The organism is Rothia sp. 32237D007AR (assembly GCF_053544675.1).
Genome location: NZ_JBPPUO010000002.1, coordinates 103,515 through 118,206 on the forward strand (window position 1 = coordinate 103,515; position 14,692 = coordinate 118,206).

General features: G+C 57.7%; 10 protein-coding genes and 1 tRNA gene. 6 read left to right on the forward strand and 5 right to left on the reverse strand.

Translation table 11 applies throughout. From position 1 onward, the window contains the following. Window positions 1–61 precede the first annotated feature (61 nt). The 6 genes from ACED87_RS02040 to ACED87_RS02065 all read left to right on the forward strand — a co-directional run bounded on the left by ACED87_RS02040 (window position 62) and on the right by ACED87_RS02065 (window position 7,732). Entirely contained in the window at window positions 62–2,191 is a 2,130-nt protein-coding gene (locus ACED87_RS02040) for a transglycosylase domain-containing protein (RefSeq protein ID WP_449081288.1), read from the forward strand. A 33-nt stretch (window positions 2,192–2,224) separates the two neighbouring features. Further along, the gene (locus ACED87_RS02045; RefSeq protein ID WP_449081344.1) at window positions 2,225–3,154 is read left to right on the forward strand and encodes a metallophosphoesterase; all 930 of its coding nucleotides are present in this window, start codon (window positions 2,225–2,227) and stop codon (window positions 3,152–3,154) included. Between the two features lie 43 nt (window positions 3,155–3,197). Further along, a complete protein-coding gene (locus tag ACED87_RS02050; protein ID WP_449081290.1) occupies window positions 3,198–5,072 on the forward strand; it encodes an ABC transporter ATP-binding protein in 1,875 nt (624 codons plus the stop codon). Next, complete coding sequence (locus ACED87_RS02055) at window positions 5,069–6,886, forward strand: ABC transporter ATP-binding protein (RefSeq protein ID WP_449081292.1); 1,818 nt, start codon at window positions 5,069–5,071, stop codon at window positions 6,884–6,886. Before ACED87_RS02050 ends, ACED87_RS02055 begins: the two co-directional genes overlap by 4 nt. A 65-nt stretch (window positions 6,887–6,951) precedes the next feature. Further along, a tRNA-Pro gene (locus ACED87_RS02060) sits at window positions 6,952–7,028 on the forward strand. 143 nt (window positions 7,029–7,171) lie between these two features. Continuing rightward, complete coding sequence (locus tag ACED87_RS02065; protein ID WP_449081294.1) at window positions 7,172–7,732, forward strand: NADPH-dependent FMN reductase; 561 nt, start codon at window positions 7,172–7,174, stop codon at window positions 7,730–7,732. A 107-nt stretch (window positions 7,733–7,839) separates the two neighbouring features. On the opposite strand, the gene ACED87_RS02070 is transcribed toward ACED87_RS02065, so the two are convergent. The 5 genes from ACED87_RS02070 to ACED87_RS02090 all read right to left on the reverse strand — a co-directional run bounded on the left by ACED87_RS02070 (window position 7,840) and on the right by ACED87_RS02090 (window position 14,292). After that, complete coding sequence (locus tag ACED87_RS02070; protein WP_449089534.1) at window positions 7,840–9,993, reverse strand: MMPL family transporter; 2,154 nt, start codon at window positions 9,991–9,993, stop codon at window positions 7,840–7,842. Between the two features lie 9 nt (window positions 9,994–10,002). Continuing rightward, window positions 10,003–11,016 carry an acyltransferase family protein gene (locus ACED87_RS02075; protein ID WP_449089535.1) on the reverse strand — a complete coding sequence of 338 codons (1,014 nt, stop codon included), beginning with the start codon at window positions 11,014–11,016 and terminating at the stop codon, window positions 10,003–10,005. A 207-nt stretch (window positions 11,017–11,223) separates the two neighbouring features. Next, a complete protein-coding gene (locus ACED87_RS02080; protein ID WP_449089537.1) occupies window positions 11,224–11,865 on the reverse strand; it encodes a LutC/YkgG family protein in 642 nt (213 codons plus the stop codon). Further along, window positions 11,865–13,490 carry a LutB/LldF family L-lactate oxidation iron-sulfur protein gene (locus ACED87_RS02085; RefSeq protein WP_449089538.1) on the reverse strand — a complete coding sequence of 542 codons (1,626 nt, stop codon included), beginning with the start codon at window positions 13,488–13,490 and terminating at the stop codon, window positions 11,865–11,867. The genes ACED87_RS02080 and ACED87_RS02085 overlap by 1 nt, the downstream gene beginning before the upstream one ends. A 4-nt stretch (window positions 13,491–13,494) precedes the next feature. Beyond that, window positions 13,495–14,292, reverse strand: a complete 798-nt coding sequence (locus ACED87_RS02090) for a (Fe-S)-binding protein (RefSeq protein WP_449081302.1) — start codon at window positions 14,290–14,292, stop codon at window positions 13,495–13,497. Window positions 14,293–14,692: the final 400 nt, after the last annotated feature.

Below are 14,692 nucleotides of genomic sequence, written 5' to 3' on the forward strand. Positions count from 1 at the left end.
TGTGGGCGGCTGTGACATGCAGGCCGGTGCGCTTTTCACCGTGAGCCGATAAACTGATGCAATGGCTTCTTCAAAGAATGTGCGAAAGAGACGCCGCAGCCCCGGCGACCTTGTTCAATTTGTTGCATTGAGCATCATTGCCGGTTTTATTGCGGCCTTGATTCTGGTGCCCCCCACTACGGTCTTGGGCGCGTCTGTCAATGCATCCATGAACTGGTTTAAGACTCTACCTGCGACTCTCAGCGATGGGCCTCTCTCCCAGCCGTCCGTTATCTACGCTAACGATGGCAAGACAGAGCTGGCGTCCTACTACGCGCAGAACCGTACCGCGGTTGCCTTGGAAGATATCTCCCCGCATATGAAAGATGCGATTCTTTCATCTGAAGACCGTAATTTTTACGATCACGGCGCGATTTCTCCTATGGGTATCGCCCGCGCTATGGTCAACAACGTTATTAATCCCAACGCTCGTCAGGGCGCTTCAACGCTGACCCAGCAGTACGTCAATAACCTGCTCATTGACGCTGCTGAGCAGTCGGGCACCGAGGCCAGCACCTTGGGGGCTAACAAGGATTACCTTGATAAGGTCAAGGAAATTAAGCTGGCTATCTCCATGGAGCAGAACCTTTCTAAGGATCAGATCCTTGAGGGCTACCTGAACATCATTAACCTGGGTGGATCCAACTACGGTGTAGAGGCAGCAGCCTACTACTACTGGGGTATTTCTGCCTCAGAGCTCAATATCTCCCAGTCGGCCATTCTGGCGGGTATGGTGGTATCCCCGAACATGTACCGCCCCGACGTTAACCCTCAGCTAGCCAAGGAACGCCGAGACGTGGTGCTGGGTACCATGCTGCGTGATGGCAAGATTACCGAGGACGAGTACTCTGACGCCCTGAATGAAGAAATCACTCTCGATATTCACACCACCCCCATGGGCTGCTCCACCGCTGGCGACTTCGCACATTTCTGCTACTACGCCATCACTGACTTCCTGAACGATGAGACCTACGGCGCCACTGAGGATGACCGTGCTAATGCCCTCTACCGTGGCGGCTACAAAATTGTCACTACTGTGAACCCCTCAGCCCAGAAGGACGCCAAGGCCCAGGTTGAGGCCACCCAGCCTTCAAAGAACAACCCTGATGAGGTCAGTGCAGCCCTGGTGTCTGTTGAACCGGGCACGGGCAAAATTATTGCGATGGCCCAGAACTCTGGCTATGGCAACCCTGACGAAACCAACTTTGCCGATAACTTCTATAACTACAACGTAGGTGTGTCCCACGGTGGTACCGCTGGCTTCCAGCCCGGTTCAACCTTCAAGGCCGTCCTTCTTGCCCAGTGGCTCAAGGATGGTAAGGGCGCCAACGCTGTCATTGATGGCACTTCGTTGAACTACCCCCAGAGCTTCCGCTGGCCCGCTAGCTGCCAAGAGGGCGGCTATGTCACCTCTGAGGACGCCGATGGTTACGTCTTCACCAACGCTGAAGGCGGTAACCAGAGCTGGGGCACCGTAGCCTACGGCATTAAGAACTCCATTAACTCTTATGCCGTTAAGATGGCTTCAGTCACCGACGCTTGTGCCATCGATGAGATGCGGGCCAAACTGCGTATTACCGACGGTACAGGTGCTGACCCCTACTCCATGACCCGCCCCTCCTACCTGCTCGGTGGTTGGGAGCAGGGTACGACCCCGCTCATTATGGCCTCTGCTTACGCAACCTTTGCTAGCGGCGGCACCTACTGTAAGCCTCTGTCCCTTGAAACAGTCAGCAAGGGTGATGAGGACATCAAAACCTACGAGCCCAGCTGTGAACGTGTGCTCGATAAGGACGTTGCCAACGGTGTGAACTACGTGCTCAAGCAGGTTCTGGTGGATGGTTCAGGCTATCAGCGCGGTATTGGTTTGCCCGATGCCTCTGCGGCTAAGACCGGTACGACCAACAACTCCACCCAGACCTGGACGGTTGGTTATACCCGCGGCCTGTCTACCGCTTCATGGGTTGGCAACCTTGATAACACCTCTCGCCCCTTGAACGGCCTATCTATTAACGGCAAGGTTTTGAACTATGTGGACGGCGCCACCTATGCAGGTGCCCAGTGGCAGAAGTTCATGCAGGCTCAGGCTAAGAACTACAAGACCGATAAGTTTGATACTCCCTCAGACACGGTTCTTGGTGCCAACCAGTAAGGACTTACCTTGAATTCTCAGAATTCTTCTGGCGTGGCGGCTTCAGCTAGCACTCTGGCACAGAGCCTTTCAGTGGTTCTGGCAGCAGGTGCTGTGGCTGGGGCCGCCACGGCCGCCTATGCCCACTTTATTGAGCTCAACAATTTTCAGGTGCGCCATGAGAGCCTGCCGATTTTGCCGGCAGGTAGCCCCGATTTTAAGATTCTGCATATCTCAGATATGCACATGATTCCGGGGCAGGGGCAGAAAACTGCTTTCATGCATTCTCTGGCTGAGCTAGAACCTGATGTGGTGATTAATACTGGGGATAACCTTTCCCATATCCAGGCTCTTCCTGCCCTCTTAGAAGCTCTAGATCCTCTACTGGATTTTCCAGGTGTCTATGTGCCGGGGTCTAACTGTTATTTCGCTCCTGTACCCAAGAACCCGGCCCGCTACCTGTGGATAAAGAACACGGGGGACGAGGCGACCTCTGAGACTCGCCCCAACCTCCCTACTCAGGCCATGCACGATGCTTTTGATGCCCGCGGCTGGGTAGGGCTCATCAACCGTTACGATACGCTGACGGTGGAGGGTCTGCGTCTGGAGTTTTCGGGGGTGGATGACCCCCACCTAGAATATGACCGCCACCCTGGCTTCTCCCCTACCGCTTTTGATGCCCAGTCGGGCCCCAGCGTCCGCCTGGGTATCTGCCATGCCCCTTACCTGCGCACTCTTGACCGGTTTGCCGACGACGGCGCTCAGGCTATTTTTGCTGGCCATACTCATGGTGGTCAGGTGTGCTTGCCCGGTGGCCGGGCTTTGGTTTCTAACTGTGATTTGCCTCCGGCTCGGGCTAAGGGGGTCTCCTATCAGGAGGGTGTGCCTGTGCAGGTTACCGCGGGTTTGGGTACTTCGCGCTATGCCCAGGTGCGTCTGTTTTGCCCGCCTGAGGCAGTGGTGGTGACGCTGACCGCCCGGTGATGTATCTAGTTTTTGCACCTATGCAAATGTAAGATAAATTACTATGGCATCTCGATTATTGCGTGTCTCCCCCGCCCCTACACCTCCCCCTGCTCCCTACGGTGCCCGCGCCGAACAGGAAGTCACGCTCTGGCAGTATTCGCGCCCTATTCGTGCCCGCTGGGTCTGTGGGCTTTTTGTAGCACTGACCGCCGCCATTATCGCGATTTCTATTCCTCAGGTGCTGGGCTGGATTGTCGATGCCATGCTCACCGACCAGCCCACGGTGGGGGCAGTGTGGGCAGGCGGTGCCCTAGTTTTCATCTTGGGGCTGGCTCAATCTGCCCTCTTTTTTCTGCGCCGCCAGCTCGTCATTGAGCCTGCTGCCACGGTGGAAAACACCATGCGCATCGCCCTGTTTGACCGGCTGCTGCGCTTCCCTGTTGCCTTCCATGACCGCTGGCCCTCAGGTCAGCTCCTTACGCGCGCGATGGGCGATTTGGGTACTATCCGGCGTTGGACTGCTTTTGGCCTCATGCAAATTATTACGGTATCTGTGCAGGTAGCTGTCGGTAGCTTCTACATGTTCAGCGGCTCCTGGCAGCTAGGGCTCATCTTTCTAGCAAGTATGCCCCTTGCCCTCTTCTGCATCTGGCGGTTTGTGCTGACCTTCCGCGCCCTGACCCGCACCACCCAGGAACGTACCGGCGATTTGGCTACTACTGTTGAAGAGTCTGTTCAGGGGCTGCGCGTGCTTAAGGCCCTGGGGCGTGGCCCGCATGCTCTGGCGGGCTTCCGCAAGGAGTCCCAAGAGTTGCTGGAGCTTGAGGTTGCCAGGGGTCGCGCTATGGGGCGGGTGCGTATGCAGACCACCCTTATCAGTGGGGCTTCACTCTGTTTAGCTTTGCTGTGGGGTCTGCACCTGGTGGGGGCAGGTTCTCTGAGCGTTGGCGCGCTCACCAGCTATTTCGCCACGGCTACTATCCTTTTTGCCCAGGTGGAGCGTTCGGGCATGCTGATTTCTATGTATCTGGCATCGAGTGTTTCGATGGACCGTCACCGTCAGGTCATGGTAGGCCAGGCCGGTGAAGATATTGACCTTCTCCCTGCCCACCGCCAGCGCCCCCGGTCGACGGCAGCTAGCTTAGATTGTGAGGACGTCACCTTCAGCTACGGGCAGCAGGAGCAGCAGGTGCTTTCAGGCTTTTCTTTGCAGATTCGGCCAGGAGAAATTATTGCCCTGGTGGGTTCTACCGGGTCGGGTAAGTCTACTGTCTTGCAGCTCATTCAAAGGCTCTATGAGCCTACATCTGGGCGCATCAGGTTGAATGGGCAAGATATCGCTTCTTTGCCCCTTCCTGAGCTTCGCGAGCAGGTAGCTATTGCTTTTGAGGATCCCCTGCTCTTCTCCGCTAGCGTGCGCGATAATGTTTTGCTGGGTGTAGATCGTAGTGGCCTTACTCCTGGTGAGGAAGAAGCTATTCTGACTCGTGCCTTGACTGTTGCAGCCGCTGATTTTGTTGATCGGCTCCCGCAAAAGGTCGATACTGTCATTGGTGAAGAGGGTATGAGTCTTTCCGGTGGGCAGCGTCAGCGTCTTTCCTTGGCGCGTGCTATTGCTGCCCGCCCTGCTGTTTTGCTCCTTGATGATCCGCTCTCTGCCCTGGATGTGACAACTGAGGAGAAGGTGGTGCGTTTGCTGAAAGAAGAGCTGACTGATACCACCACTGTGCTCACGGCCCATAGGCCTTCTACGGTGGCTCTAGCTGACCGGGTCGTCCTCTTACACCGGGGGCAGGTAGCTGCTGTGGGCCCCCATAGGGAACTTCTGGGCAACCCTATCTACCGCAGTTTGATGAGCGCCGATACCCAGCTCACCGGGCAGGGGCAGGCACCGGCAGCGGGGGCGAACAGCCAGGGGCAGGAGGGCGGACGATGAGGCATCAGGTCACCGAATCAGAAGATAGAATCCAGCTCTCTGCGGGTGAGGCTAAAGCCGTGCGCCGCCGTTCGGTGGCTCTCTTACTCGAGGTCTTGCGCCCTGTGCGGGGGCACCTTTTCCTTACTCTTTTTCTGGTTATTCTGGCTACAGCTCTGACCACGGCCATGCCCTGGCTGATTTCTACGGCTATCAATGATGCCTTAGAGCCCCTTTTGGCCGGAGATAGTAGCTATGCCATCACTTTAGCGGGGTTCTATATCGGGGCAGCTATCCTTGCCGGTATAGCCACTTACACTAATATTTTGCTCACCTTTAAAATTTCTCAGAAGGTGCTCTTTGACCTGCGTCAGCGCATGTTTGAACAGGCTCAAAAGCTCTCTGTGGGCTTCCATGACACCTACACTTCAGGCCGGGTTGTTTCTCGTCTTACCAGCGATTTAGATACGATTCGGCAGTTCCTTGACTCTGGCCTCTCTGAACTAGCAGCGATGCTGCTCTCTATTTCTTTTACCGTTGTGGCTCTCTGCCTCATGGATTGGCGGGCAGGGTTAGCTTTGCTGGTGGTCATGCTCCCGGTTGCCTGGCTCACCGCCTGGTTCCGTCGCGAATCTGAGGTGGCTTACCGGGCCCAGCGGGTGGCGTCCGCCCGCCTTATCTCGCGCTTTGCTGAGACCTTTACCGGCTTGCGTGCGGTCAAGGCCTTCCGCGCTGAGGCGCAGTCCCGCGCCGCCTATGCGGAGGCTGCCGAGGACTTCAGGGTTCGGGGCATGCAAACTATCAAGGTTCATGGCACCTATATGCCTGCCCTGCAAGCCTTAGGTAATACCTTTGTGGCTATCGTGCTGGTGGTGGGGGGCTACTCCATTTTGGGTGGCTCTATGCAGGCCGGCACCTTACTTGCACTGGTGATTTATGCTAACCGGGTCTTTGAGCCGATTTTCATGCTCTCGGACTACTACAACATGTTTCAGTCTGCTGTCTCTGCCCTGGAAAAGGTTTCAGGGTTCCTTGCTGAGGAGCCTGAGGTAGCTGAGCCTGAGCACCCGGCCCGCCGCAAGATCCCCGCCACCGGCCACCTGGTTTTTGAGGATGTGGAGTTTGAGTATCTTGCAGGACGCCCCGCCCTGCACCGTCTAAATCTCGACATTCCTGCCGGGCAGCGCTTGGCTTTGGTGGGTGAAACCGGTGCAGGTAAGTCAACGATTGCTAAGCTCATTGCCCGCTTCTACGATGTGACTCATGGCAGGCTGACTCTTGATGGGGTCAATGTGCGTGATCTTTCTGATGAGCAGTTGCGCCGTGAGGTGGTAATGGTGACCCAGGAGGCCTACCTTTTCAAGGGCACCGTGGCTGACAATATTCGCCTGGGCAATCCTGCTGCTAGCGATGAGGAAGTCTTTGAGGCTGCCCGCAAGGTGGGGGCCTATGACTTTATTTCTGGCCTACCGCAGGGTTTTGATACCAACCTCTCTAAACGCGGCGGCCGGGTTTCTGCGGGGCAGCGTCAGCTCATTTCTTTTGCCCGGGCTTTTCTTGCTGACCCGGCCGTCCTTATTTTGGATGAGGCTACCGCTTCTCTTGATATTCCTACTGAGAAGCTGGTGCAGCAGGGTTTGGAGTCTCTGTTGCAGGGGCGTACTTCTGTGGTGATTGCCCACCGTCTTTCGACGGTGCTGACGGCTGACCGGGTGCTGGTGGTTTCGGAGGGGCAGGTGGTGGAGGATGGTTCACCTGCTGCTCTGGTGCAGGCGGGCGGACGCTTTGCAGCGATGGCTCGGGCTTGGGAGGAGAATAACCGCCCCGAGGGCTAAGGCGGGGTAATTTGGCAGGGTTAATACTGCCGCGCTATACTTGAGAGGTTGTTATGCGCAACAATCGGGATGTGGCGCAGCTTGGTAGCGCGCGTCGTTCGGGACGACGAGGCCGCAGGTTCAAATCCTGTCATCCCGACCAAGCGAAACCGTCTCTGGCTGATGCCGGGGGCGGTTTTTTCTTGCTCTTTTTATTGCAGGTTGTCACACCGCGTCACAAATGCTTGTTGTGTAAAGTTTTTTGAGTATAGTCTGAAGAAAAATGCAGACAGGGAAGGGCACATCATGCCACAAAAAGTTCTCATCATCTCAGGCTCGGACCGGCAAGGCTCATTCAACACCCAGTTAGCTCAACACCTCGCTAACGCCCTCAAACATGAAGGCCAGCCAGCAGAAGTCTACGATTACTCAGCCGTCCCCCTACTGAGCCAAAATTCAGAGTTCCCCACACCTGCACCCGTCACACAGCTTCGAGCCGACATCGCTCATGCAGCCGGCCTGATTGTGGTTTCCCCTGAATACAACGGCTCCTACCCAGCCCGTCTAAAAAATCTTATCGACTGGGCCTCACGGCCAGAGAGCCTAGGAGATAAAAACACCCCCACCGTTCTACAGTGCAAAAAGGTCGGTATCGCCTCGGCGGCTAACTCTTCTTACGGCAAATATGTGCTTGAGAGTCTGCGCGACCTGATTCCCTACGTACGCGCTCACCTCATAGAAGACCAAGGCCTGGGCATCCGCATCCCAGCAGAGGCCTGGGGCACCGGCAATCTGGAACTAGATCAAGAACAGCAGAAGAACTTTGATAAGTTCGTTACCAGCTACCTCACATTCCTGGCCGCCTAAGCCAGCTCAACTCAAGAAATTGGGGCCTCCCTGTAGAACAGGGAGGCCCCTTCTCTATAGGCATGGCAGGTGGCTTCACCCGGCGAGATAGGCTCTGTGCTAAGGCCTTAGCGGGAGAGCCGCGAGGGCCACCAGATTTTCTTGCCCAGGTCTTCAACAAGTGCCGGTATGAGCAAGGCCCGTACCACGGTGGCATCGAGAAGCACACCGAATGCGACTATGAAGGCTAGCTGGACTAGGAAAATCAGCGGGATAACGCCCAGGGCTGCGAAGGTGGCCGCCAGAACGATACCGGCTGAGGTGATCACACCGCCAGTTGCTACCAGGGCGGTTCGCAGGCCGCTCTTGGTTCCCTGATGCAGGGCTTCTTCTCTCACGCGGGTCATCAGGAAGATGGTGTAGTCAATACCCAGAGCGACTAGGAAGACAAACCCGTAGAGGGGCACGGTGGGGTCAGCACCGGGAAAATTGAAAACGTGGTTGAAGACCAGGGCTGAAACACCGAGAGCGGTGAGATAAGACAGCACCGTGGCAGCCACCAGGATCAGCGGTGCCAGAATTGAGCGCAGTAGAACCATCAGAATCAGGGTGATAACGACCAGCACTACCGGGATAATTAGGGCCCGGTCGCGCTGGGCGCTGTCAATGGTATCGAGGTCAGAGGCGGTGGTTCCGCCCACCAGGGATCCGGGAGCTGCATTGGACAGGCTCTCACGCATCTGGCGCACGGTTTCTTCTGCTTCCGGTGAGTCAGCAGGGTCAGCCAGGGTTACCTGGAGCATGATGCGCCCCTCAACTTCGGTGGGGCTGATACCGGCAAAAACGGGCGGGGCGGACTGAGCGGACGCACCCACCGGCACGCTACCGGCAGGTGAGTCTTGAGCAACAGCGGTAATGGAGCTTACCCCGTCTAGAGCATCGAGGGCTGCCACGGCATCGTCCTGCTCGCTTGCGGGAATAATGACGTTAGCCGGTGAACCGGAACCGCCGGGGAAGTGTTCCGCGAGCACGTTCTGGCCGTCTCTAGCCTGGGATTCCCCTAGCACCAGGTCGGACTGGCGCACACCGTTAGCCTGGAAGGTGGCCGAGAAGCCCGCGAAGATAGCCAGCACCAGGGCGGTGACCAGCCAGACCGTGCGAGGCCTAGACGAGACGAAAGCTGCAATTTTAGCCCAGAAGCCGGCGGAGGCGTCTTTGACTTCAGATGAGTAGCGGGGGCGGGCGGGCCAGAAGGCAGCCCTGCCCAGCAGGGCAAGGACGGCGGGCAGGAAGGTGAGCGAGGCCAGCATGGACAGCACGATGCCGGTAGCTGCCACGGGTCCCAGGGCCTTGTTCGACGACAGCTCAGAGAGCAGCAGGCACAGCAGGCCCGCAATCACCGTACCGCCGGAGGCCAGAATCGGCTCAAGGGACCCGCGCCAGGCAAACCGGATTGCCTCCCAGCGCGAAACGTACTGGGTGAGGGCTTCGCGATAGCGGGCTACGTAGAGCAGGGAGTAGTCGGTGGCAGCGCCCACCACCAGAATCAGCAGAATACCCTGCACTTGGCCGTTGATCATGACCCAGCCTGCATTGGCCATGTGCCAGATGACGAAGATAGCGCCAGAGAGAGCAACCATGGAGCTCATCAGCACGATGATGGGCAGCAGGGGTGAGCGGTAGACCACCAGCAGAATCACAAAGACCACAATGAGGGCTACCGCTAGCAGGATGCCATCGATACCGCCAAAGGCTTCAACCAGGTCAGCAGAGAAACCAGCCGGACCGGTCACGTAGCCGGTAAGTCCCTTGGGGGCCTGGGCTATCTCTGCCCGGATACCGTCAACGACCTCTCGGGTTTCAAGATCAGTGGAGATAGGGAGAATGAGTTCTGCCGCCCGGCCGTCCTCAGAGTAAATCACGGGGGAGCTTTCACCGGTGAAGGTTCCGGACGCCGCCAGCTGGTCGGTCAGGCCCTCCAGGTAGGTCTGGTGGGAGCCGGTGAAGGAGCCGTCTGCTTCAAAGACGAGAATGGCGGGCACCGCGTCGGTACCCAGGAAGTCGCCCTGCTGCTCTACCACCTGGGTAGATTCGGCAGAGGCGGGCAAAAAGTCAGTCTGGGAATTGGTCGAGACCTCAGAGATTTTGCCGAAGTAGGGCCCGCCGATACCTGCCACGGCAAGCCAGGCCAGGGTCAGCAGGGCAGCCAGGGTAATATGCCCCCAGGAGCGTGAAGAGGAACCGGTTCTAATAGGGCCGGTTTCTGACGAAAAATGATGCATGCTGAGAGTCTAGCTTCTTCCAGAGACCCAAGCTAAAGGAGTCTCTAGCGGGCCCCGGCCCAGGACGGTGTACCCCAGCAGGCGTTGCCATACCCAGGCAAAGAGCAGGGCACCGAGAATGAGGCCGACCATCATGGCCCAGGAGTCATCGGCGGCAGGTAGCCCGTAGGTGGGAGCGTAGTTGGAGTAGAGGGCCAGAACAGCAATCTGAAGCACATAGAGGGAAAGGGTCATACGCCCAGCCCCCAGCAGGGCACCGGCCAGGTGTTCCCGTCCGGCGAGGGTACGCGCCAGCAGGCAACACCACCCAAGGGTAGCTAGGCAGGCTGCCAGGCTAAAGGCAATCTCTAAGCGGCTGGAGGTATAGGGTAAGAATTCTGCCACAGCAAAGCGGGAGTACCAGAAAAGGCCACCGGTAACCAGGCTACCGAGAAGAGCCAGGGCCACATCACCCCAAACACCCCAGCGCTCAATTAAGGCGGAGAGCACAGCGCCTATGCAGGCATAAGCCAGCAGGGTAAAGACCTGATAGTTATAGCCGGTGAACATCCACTCATAGAGGTAGGCGGTATAGCTGCCTTCCGTAGCGGCTTGGATAGCCTGGGGCTGGAAGAAGGTTCGGGCGGACGCGGCGAACCACCAGCTACCTACAGCCAGGATAATCAGCACCCACGAAGGCAGGAAGACTAGCGGGGCCATGAGCAGGCTCAACAGCCCCAGGTATTCCAGCACAATATCTACCTGGGCACCCCAAGTTCCAATATAGAGGCCTAGAGCGATTAGGGCGATAGCTCGCACTACCGATGAGGCAAAGAGAGCGGGGAAGCTCATCCGCTGAGACGAATATAAGGCCCCAGCCCCTAGCAAGAAGGCAAAGAGGGGGGCAGCAAGAAATTCGCTCAGGTTTAATACGCCACCGGGCCCACCGCTAGGAGCCGTATGGGCGATGAACATGCTGATTAGGGCGGCACACCGGGCCAGGTCAATGCCGATGACACGGCCTGCCTTCTTTAGGTCAGTCACGCAATACTCCTCAACAGATACCTGCTTTAGCCTAGCAGTTCCTGAGAAAGCAGCCAGTAATATTTCTCCTTTCAGCCGACGAGGGGCCTTCACGGCAGAGGCTTCTTTTAAAGAACTCTTCCCCATGAGCCAGGTCTGTGGTCAACCCAGCTCATGGGGAAAAGCCCAAAGGTAGAGGCCCTTCGGCCCAGGGGGAAGGCAGGTAACCTACTTGAGGATAATGACGTCCAGGGTTCGGGGCCCGTGCACACCTTCAACACGAATCAGCTCAATGTCTGAGGTCGCTGAGGGGCCTGAAATCCAAGTGACGGGCTTATCGAAGTTCAGACGAGCCACCGTCTCAGGAATCAGCTCCACAATGGTGTCAACGGGCACCACGCAGATGTGGTGGTCAGGCACCAGGGTGATGGCTCGGCGCCCTTCGGTCTCAGTGCTGTTCAGGGCGATAGTGCCAGTCTCAGCGCAGGAGACGGTTGAGGAGGTCACCACAGCGTCAATTGCGTCCAGTTCCCGCACGGAGAGAGCACCGGGCTTCTGGGCGTTACCGGAGTCAACCACGCGGGAGCGGGCAGCAGTATCTTCGGGTAGCCATTCGGCCTTGAGGCCGGTAGGCACCACGTAGCGGGCAGACTTACCTAGCAGCTGCCCCACACGGGCGGCGATGGTCTCTTCGGTTTCGTGGTAGACGTTTGCCTTGTAGTCGATTAGGCGGTCTACCAGCATCTCGATGATTTCTTCGGTGCCCTTGTCGCTTTGGCGGCGGTAGGCGCGGACGGGCTCAGCCGGCTGGGGGTTGTCCCAGAGGGAGGCGCGGATGCGGCCTAGGATTTCTGCTTTTGCATCAGACATTAGTTGGCCTCCTTGGGGGCGATGGGGTTAGCGGCTTCGGCGTTGGCGTGGGCTTCTGCTAGCTTGGCTTGGTTAGCGGCGATGACAGCCTGAAGGTCCACGCGTGCACCACCTACGCGCTTGGGTGCGGGGCCGCGTTCCTTCTTCCACTCATTGCGGAAGGAGGTCTTGGGGGGTGCGGGGATGTCACGGTATTCGGTCCAGCCGCCAACGATACCGGGCAGCTTAGTGATTTTGCCCTTCTTACCGGTAATGAGTTTGGAGGCGGGCAGGCCCTTGGTGGCTAGGCCCATGAGTGCACCTGAGCTGAAGAGCTTCTTGGCCGTGAACATCATGGTGTCCATCTGCACGTGGCGGTCTTTCTTACCGCCAGCGAATTCGCCCTGGGCTTTTTCGTGGTCAACAGCCTTGCCGCGCAGGTGAACCAGCACGTCAGGGATGTTGATTTTGACGGGGCAGGCCTCATAGCAGGCGCCGCAGAGGGAGGAGGCGTAGGGCAGGGTGGAGTTGTACTGGTTCTCGATACCGCCGAGCTGGGGTGAGAGAATCGCGCCGATAGGGCCGGGGTAGGTGGAACCGTAGGCGTGGCCACCTGCGCGTTCGTAGACGGGGCAGACGTTCATGCAGGCTGAACAGCGGATGCAGTGCAGGGCCTGGCGGCCTACCTGGTCTGCTAGGGCTGCGGTACGGCCGTTGTCCATGAGGATAACGTGCAGGTTCTGGGGGCCATCGCCGGGGGTTACACCGGTCCACATGGAGGTGTAGGGGTTCATGCGCTCACCGGTGGAGGAGCGGGGTAGCAACTGGGTGAAGACCTCAAGGTCCTGCAGGGTCGGCAGGAGTTTTTCGATGCCCATGAAGGTAATGAGGGTATCGGGCAGGGTCAGGCACATGCGGCCGTTACCCTCAGATTCTACGATGGTCATGGTGCCAGTTTCGGCGATACCGAAGTTCACGCCGGAGACAGCGACCTTGTTGGTCAGGAACTTTTCACGCAGACGGTAGCGGGAGGCGTCCGCCAGTTCTGAGGGGTCGTTGCTGAGGTTGGGGTCTACGCCCTCAATCTTCTTGAGGAAGATGTCGCGAATTTCGGTGCGGTTGCGGTGAATTGCGGGCACCAGAATGTGGGAGGGGCGGTCGTTATCGCCTAGCTGCACGATCTCTTCGGCCAGGTCGGTTTCGATGGCGTAGATGCCGTGCTTTTCTAGGAACTCGTTGAGGCCGGTCTCGGCGGTGGCCATTGACTTGATTTTGTTGACCTCGGTGACGCCTTCAGCCTGAATGAGTTTGAGGGCGATTTCGTTGGCTTCGTTAGCGTCGCGGGCCCAGTGGACGTGGCCGCCGCGGGCGGTGAAGTTCTTTTCGAATTCCTGGAGGTAGGTGTCGAGGTTGGCCATAACTTTTTGTTTAATCATGGAACCTGCGGTGCGCAGATCCTGCCAGTCAGAGAGTTCTGAGATGACGGCAGCGCGCTTATCGCGGATCTTGTGGGTGGCAAAGCCCAGGTTGGCGCGTAGCTGCTCGTTCTGGAGTTCCTTCTCTGCGTATTCGGGGAAGGGCTCGAATTCAAAGATGTTGCCGACGCCGTGGCGGACCTTGGGCATACCGAGTGCGGTGGTGGACATGGCTTTACTTACCTCCTGCGGTAACAGCTACGGGACCGGTGACGGTGAGCGGGTTTTCCTTGGTGGATGCAAGAATCTCTGCAAAGTGGAGGGTTTGCACGGGTGATTTCTTGCGGGAGAGCGCCCCGCCAATGTTCATTAGGCAGGATGAGTCGCCACCGGTGCAGACGGAGGCTCCGGTTGCTTCAATGTTCTCGACCTTGTCGTTGACCATGGCCCCGGAGGTGTCTGCGTTCTTGAAGGAGAAGGTGCCACCGAAGCCACAGCACTGGTCAAGCCCGTCGATGCGGGTGTATTCCAGGCCTTCAACGGTGCGGATTAAATCTTCTTGGCGGGTGCCCAAGCCGAGGAGGCGCATACCGTGGCAGGAGGAGTGGTAGGTGACTTTCTGGGGGAAGTAGGAGCCTAGCTGTTCTGCGGCGTTGGTGATGCCGCAGACGTCGATGAGGAACTGGGAGAGTTCGAAGGAGCGGGCAGCTAGTGAGGTTGCGGCGCGGGCGGTGGCCTCGTCGCCTGCACGCTCTGCAATCATGGGCTGCTGGTGGCCCAGGGAGGCTACACAGGAGCCTGAGGGGGCAACGATAGCGTCGAAGTCCCATTCTTCAAAGGCCTGTACGTGGGTTTTGACGATGGGGTAGGCGTCGTCGAAGTAGCCCGAGTTGACGTGCATCTGGGAGCAGCAGGTCTGACCCTGCGGGAAGACGACCTCGTGGCCAAGACGCTCCAGAATATCAACGGTAGCCTTAGCTACCTTGGGGTACATTGCGTCGACGATGCACGTGGAAAACAGTGCGACACGCATGTTGGTTCTCTCTTCTTGTAGGTGGTATGGGGAACCTGTCTCTCCTCTACTGCTCAGGGTGCGCGGACGCCAGTGTCCGGGCGGGTGAGTAGGGGGCAGGAGGGACCTGTTAGATTCTTTTCCTTTTCATTCATTTAACACGATGAGGCCTGTATTACGTTACTTTGAATAGGTCATATTTTCCTGTGCAAATAATATGGCGGTCTGACCACACCGAAAAACCGGGGAGTATTCAGCCCTAAAGACCAGCGTCCGCCCGGGTATGGAGCAACATAAGTACCCATACACCCACACAAAAACACACGCTCCCCCTGTTTAAACCCACTTAATCGCAGGGGCGAAAAAATACTGCAACTATTTATCAGCCCAGCTTGGCGTAAGTGAGCTGCATCATGTAACG

Coding starts and splice junctions, on each gene's coding strand:
- ACED87_RS02040 (WP_449081288.1), top strand. CDS start 62: ATGGCTTCTTCAAAGAATGTGCGAAAGAGACGCCGCAGCCCCGGCGAC.
- ACED87_RS02050 (WP_449081290.1), top strand. CDS start 3,198: ATGGCATCTCGATTATTGCGTGTCTCCCCCGCCCCTACACCTCCCCCT.
- ACED87_RS02055 (WP_449081292.1), top strand. CDS start 5,069: ATGAGGCATCAGGTCACCGAATCAGAAGATAGAATCCAGCTCTCTGCG.
- ACED87_RS02065 (WP_449081294.1), top strand. CDS start 7,172: ATGCCACAAAAAGTTCTCATCATCTCAGGCTCGGACCGGCAAGGCTCA.
- ACED87_RS02070 (WP_449089534.1), bottom strand. CDS start 9,993: ATGCATCATTTTTCGTCAGAAACCGGCCCTATTAGAACCGGTTCCTCT.
- ACED87_RS02080 (WP_449089537.1), bottom strand. CDS start 11,865: ATGTCTGATGCAAAAGCAGAAATCCTAGGCCGCATCCGCGCCTCCCTC.
- ACED87_RS02085 (WP_449089538.1), bottom strand. CDS start 13,490: ATGTCCACCACCGCACTCGGTATGCCCAAGGTCCGCCACGGCGTCGGC.
- ACED87_RS02090 (WP_449081302.1), bottom strand. CDS start 14,292: ATGCGTGTCGCACTGTTTTCCACGTGCATCGTCGACGCAATGTACCCC.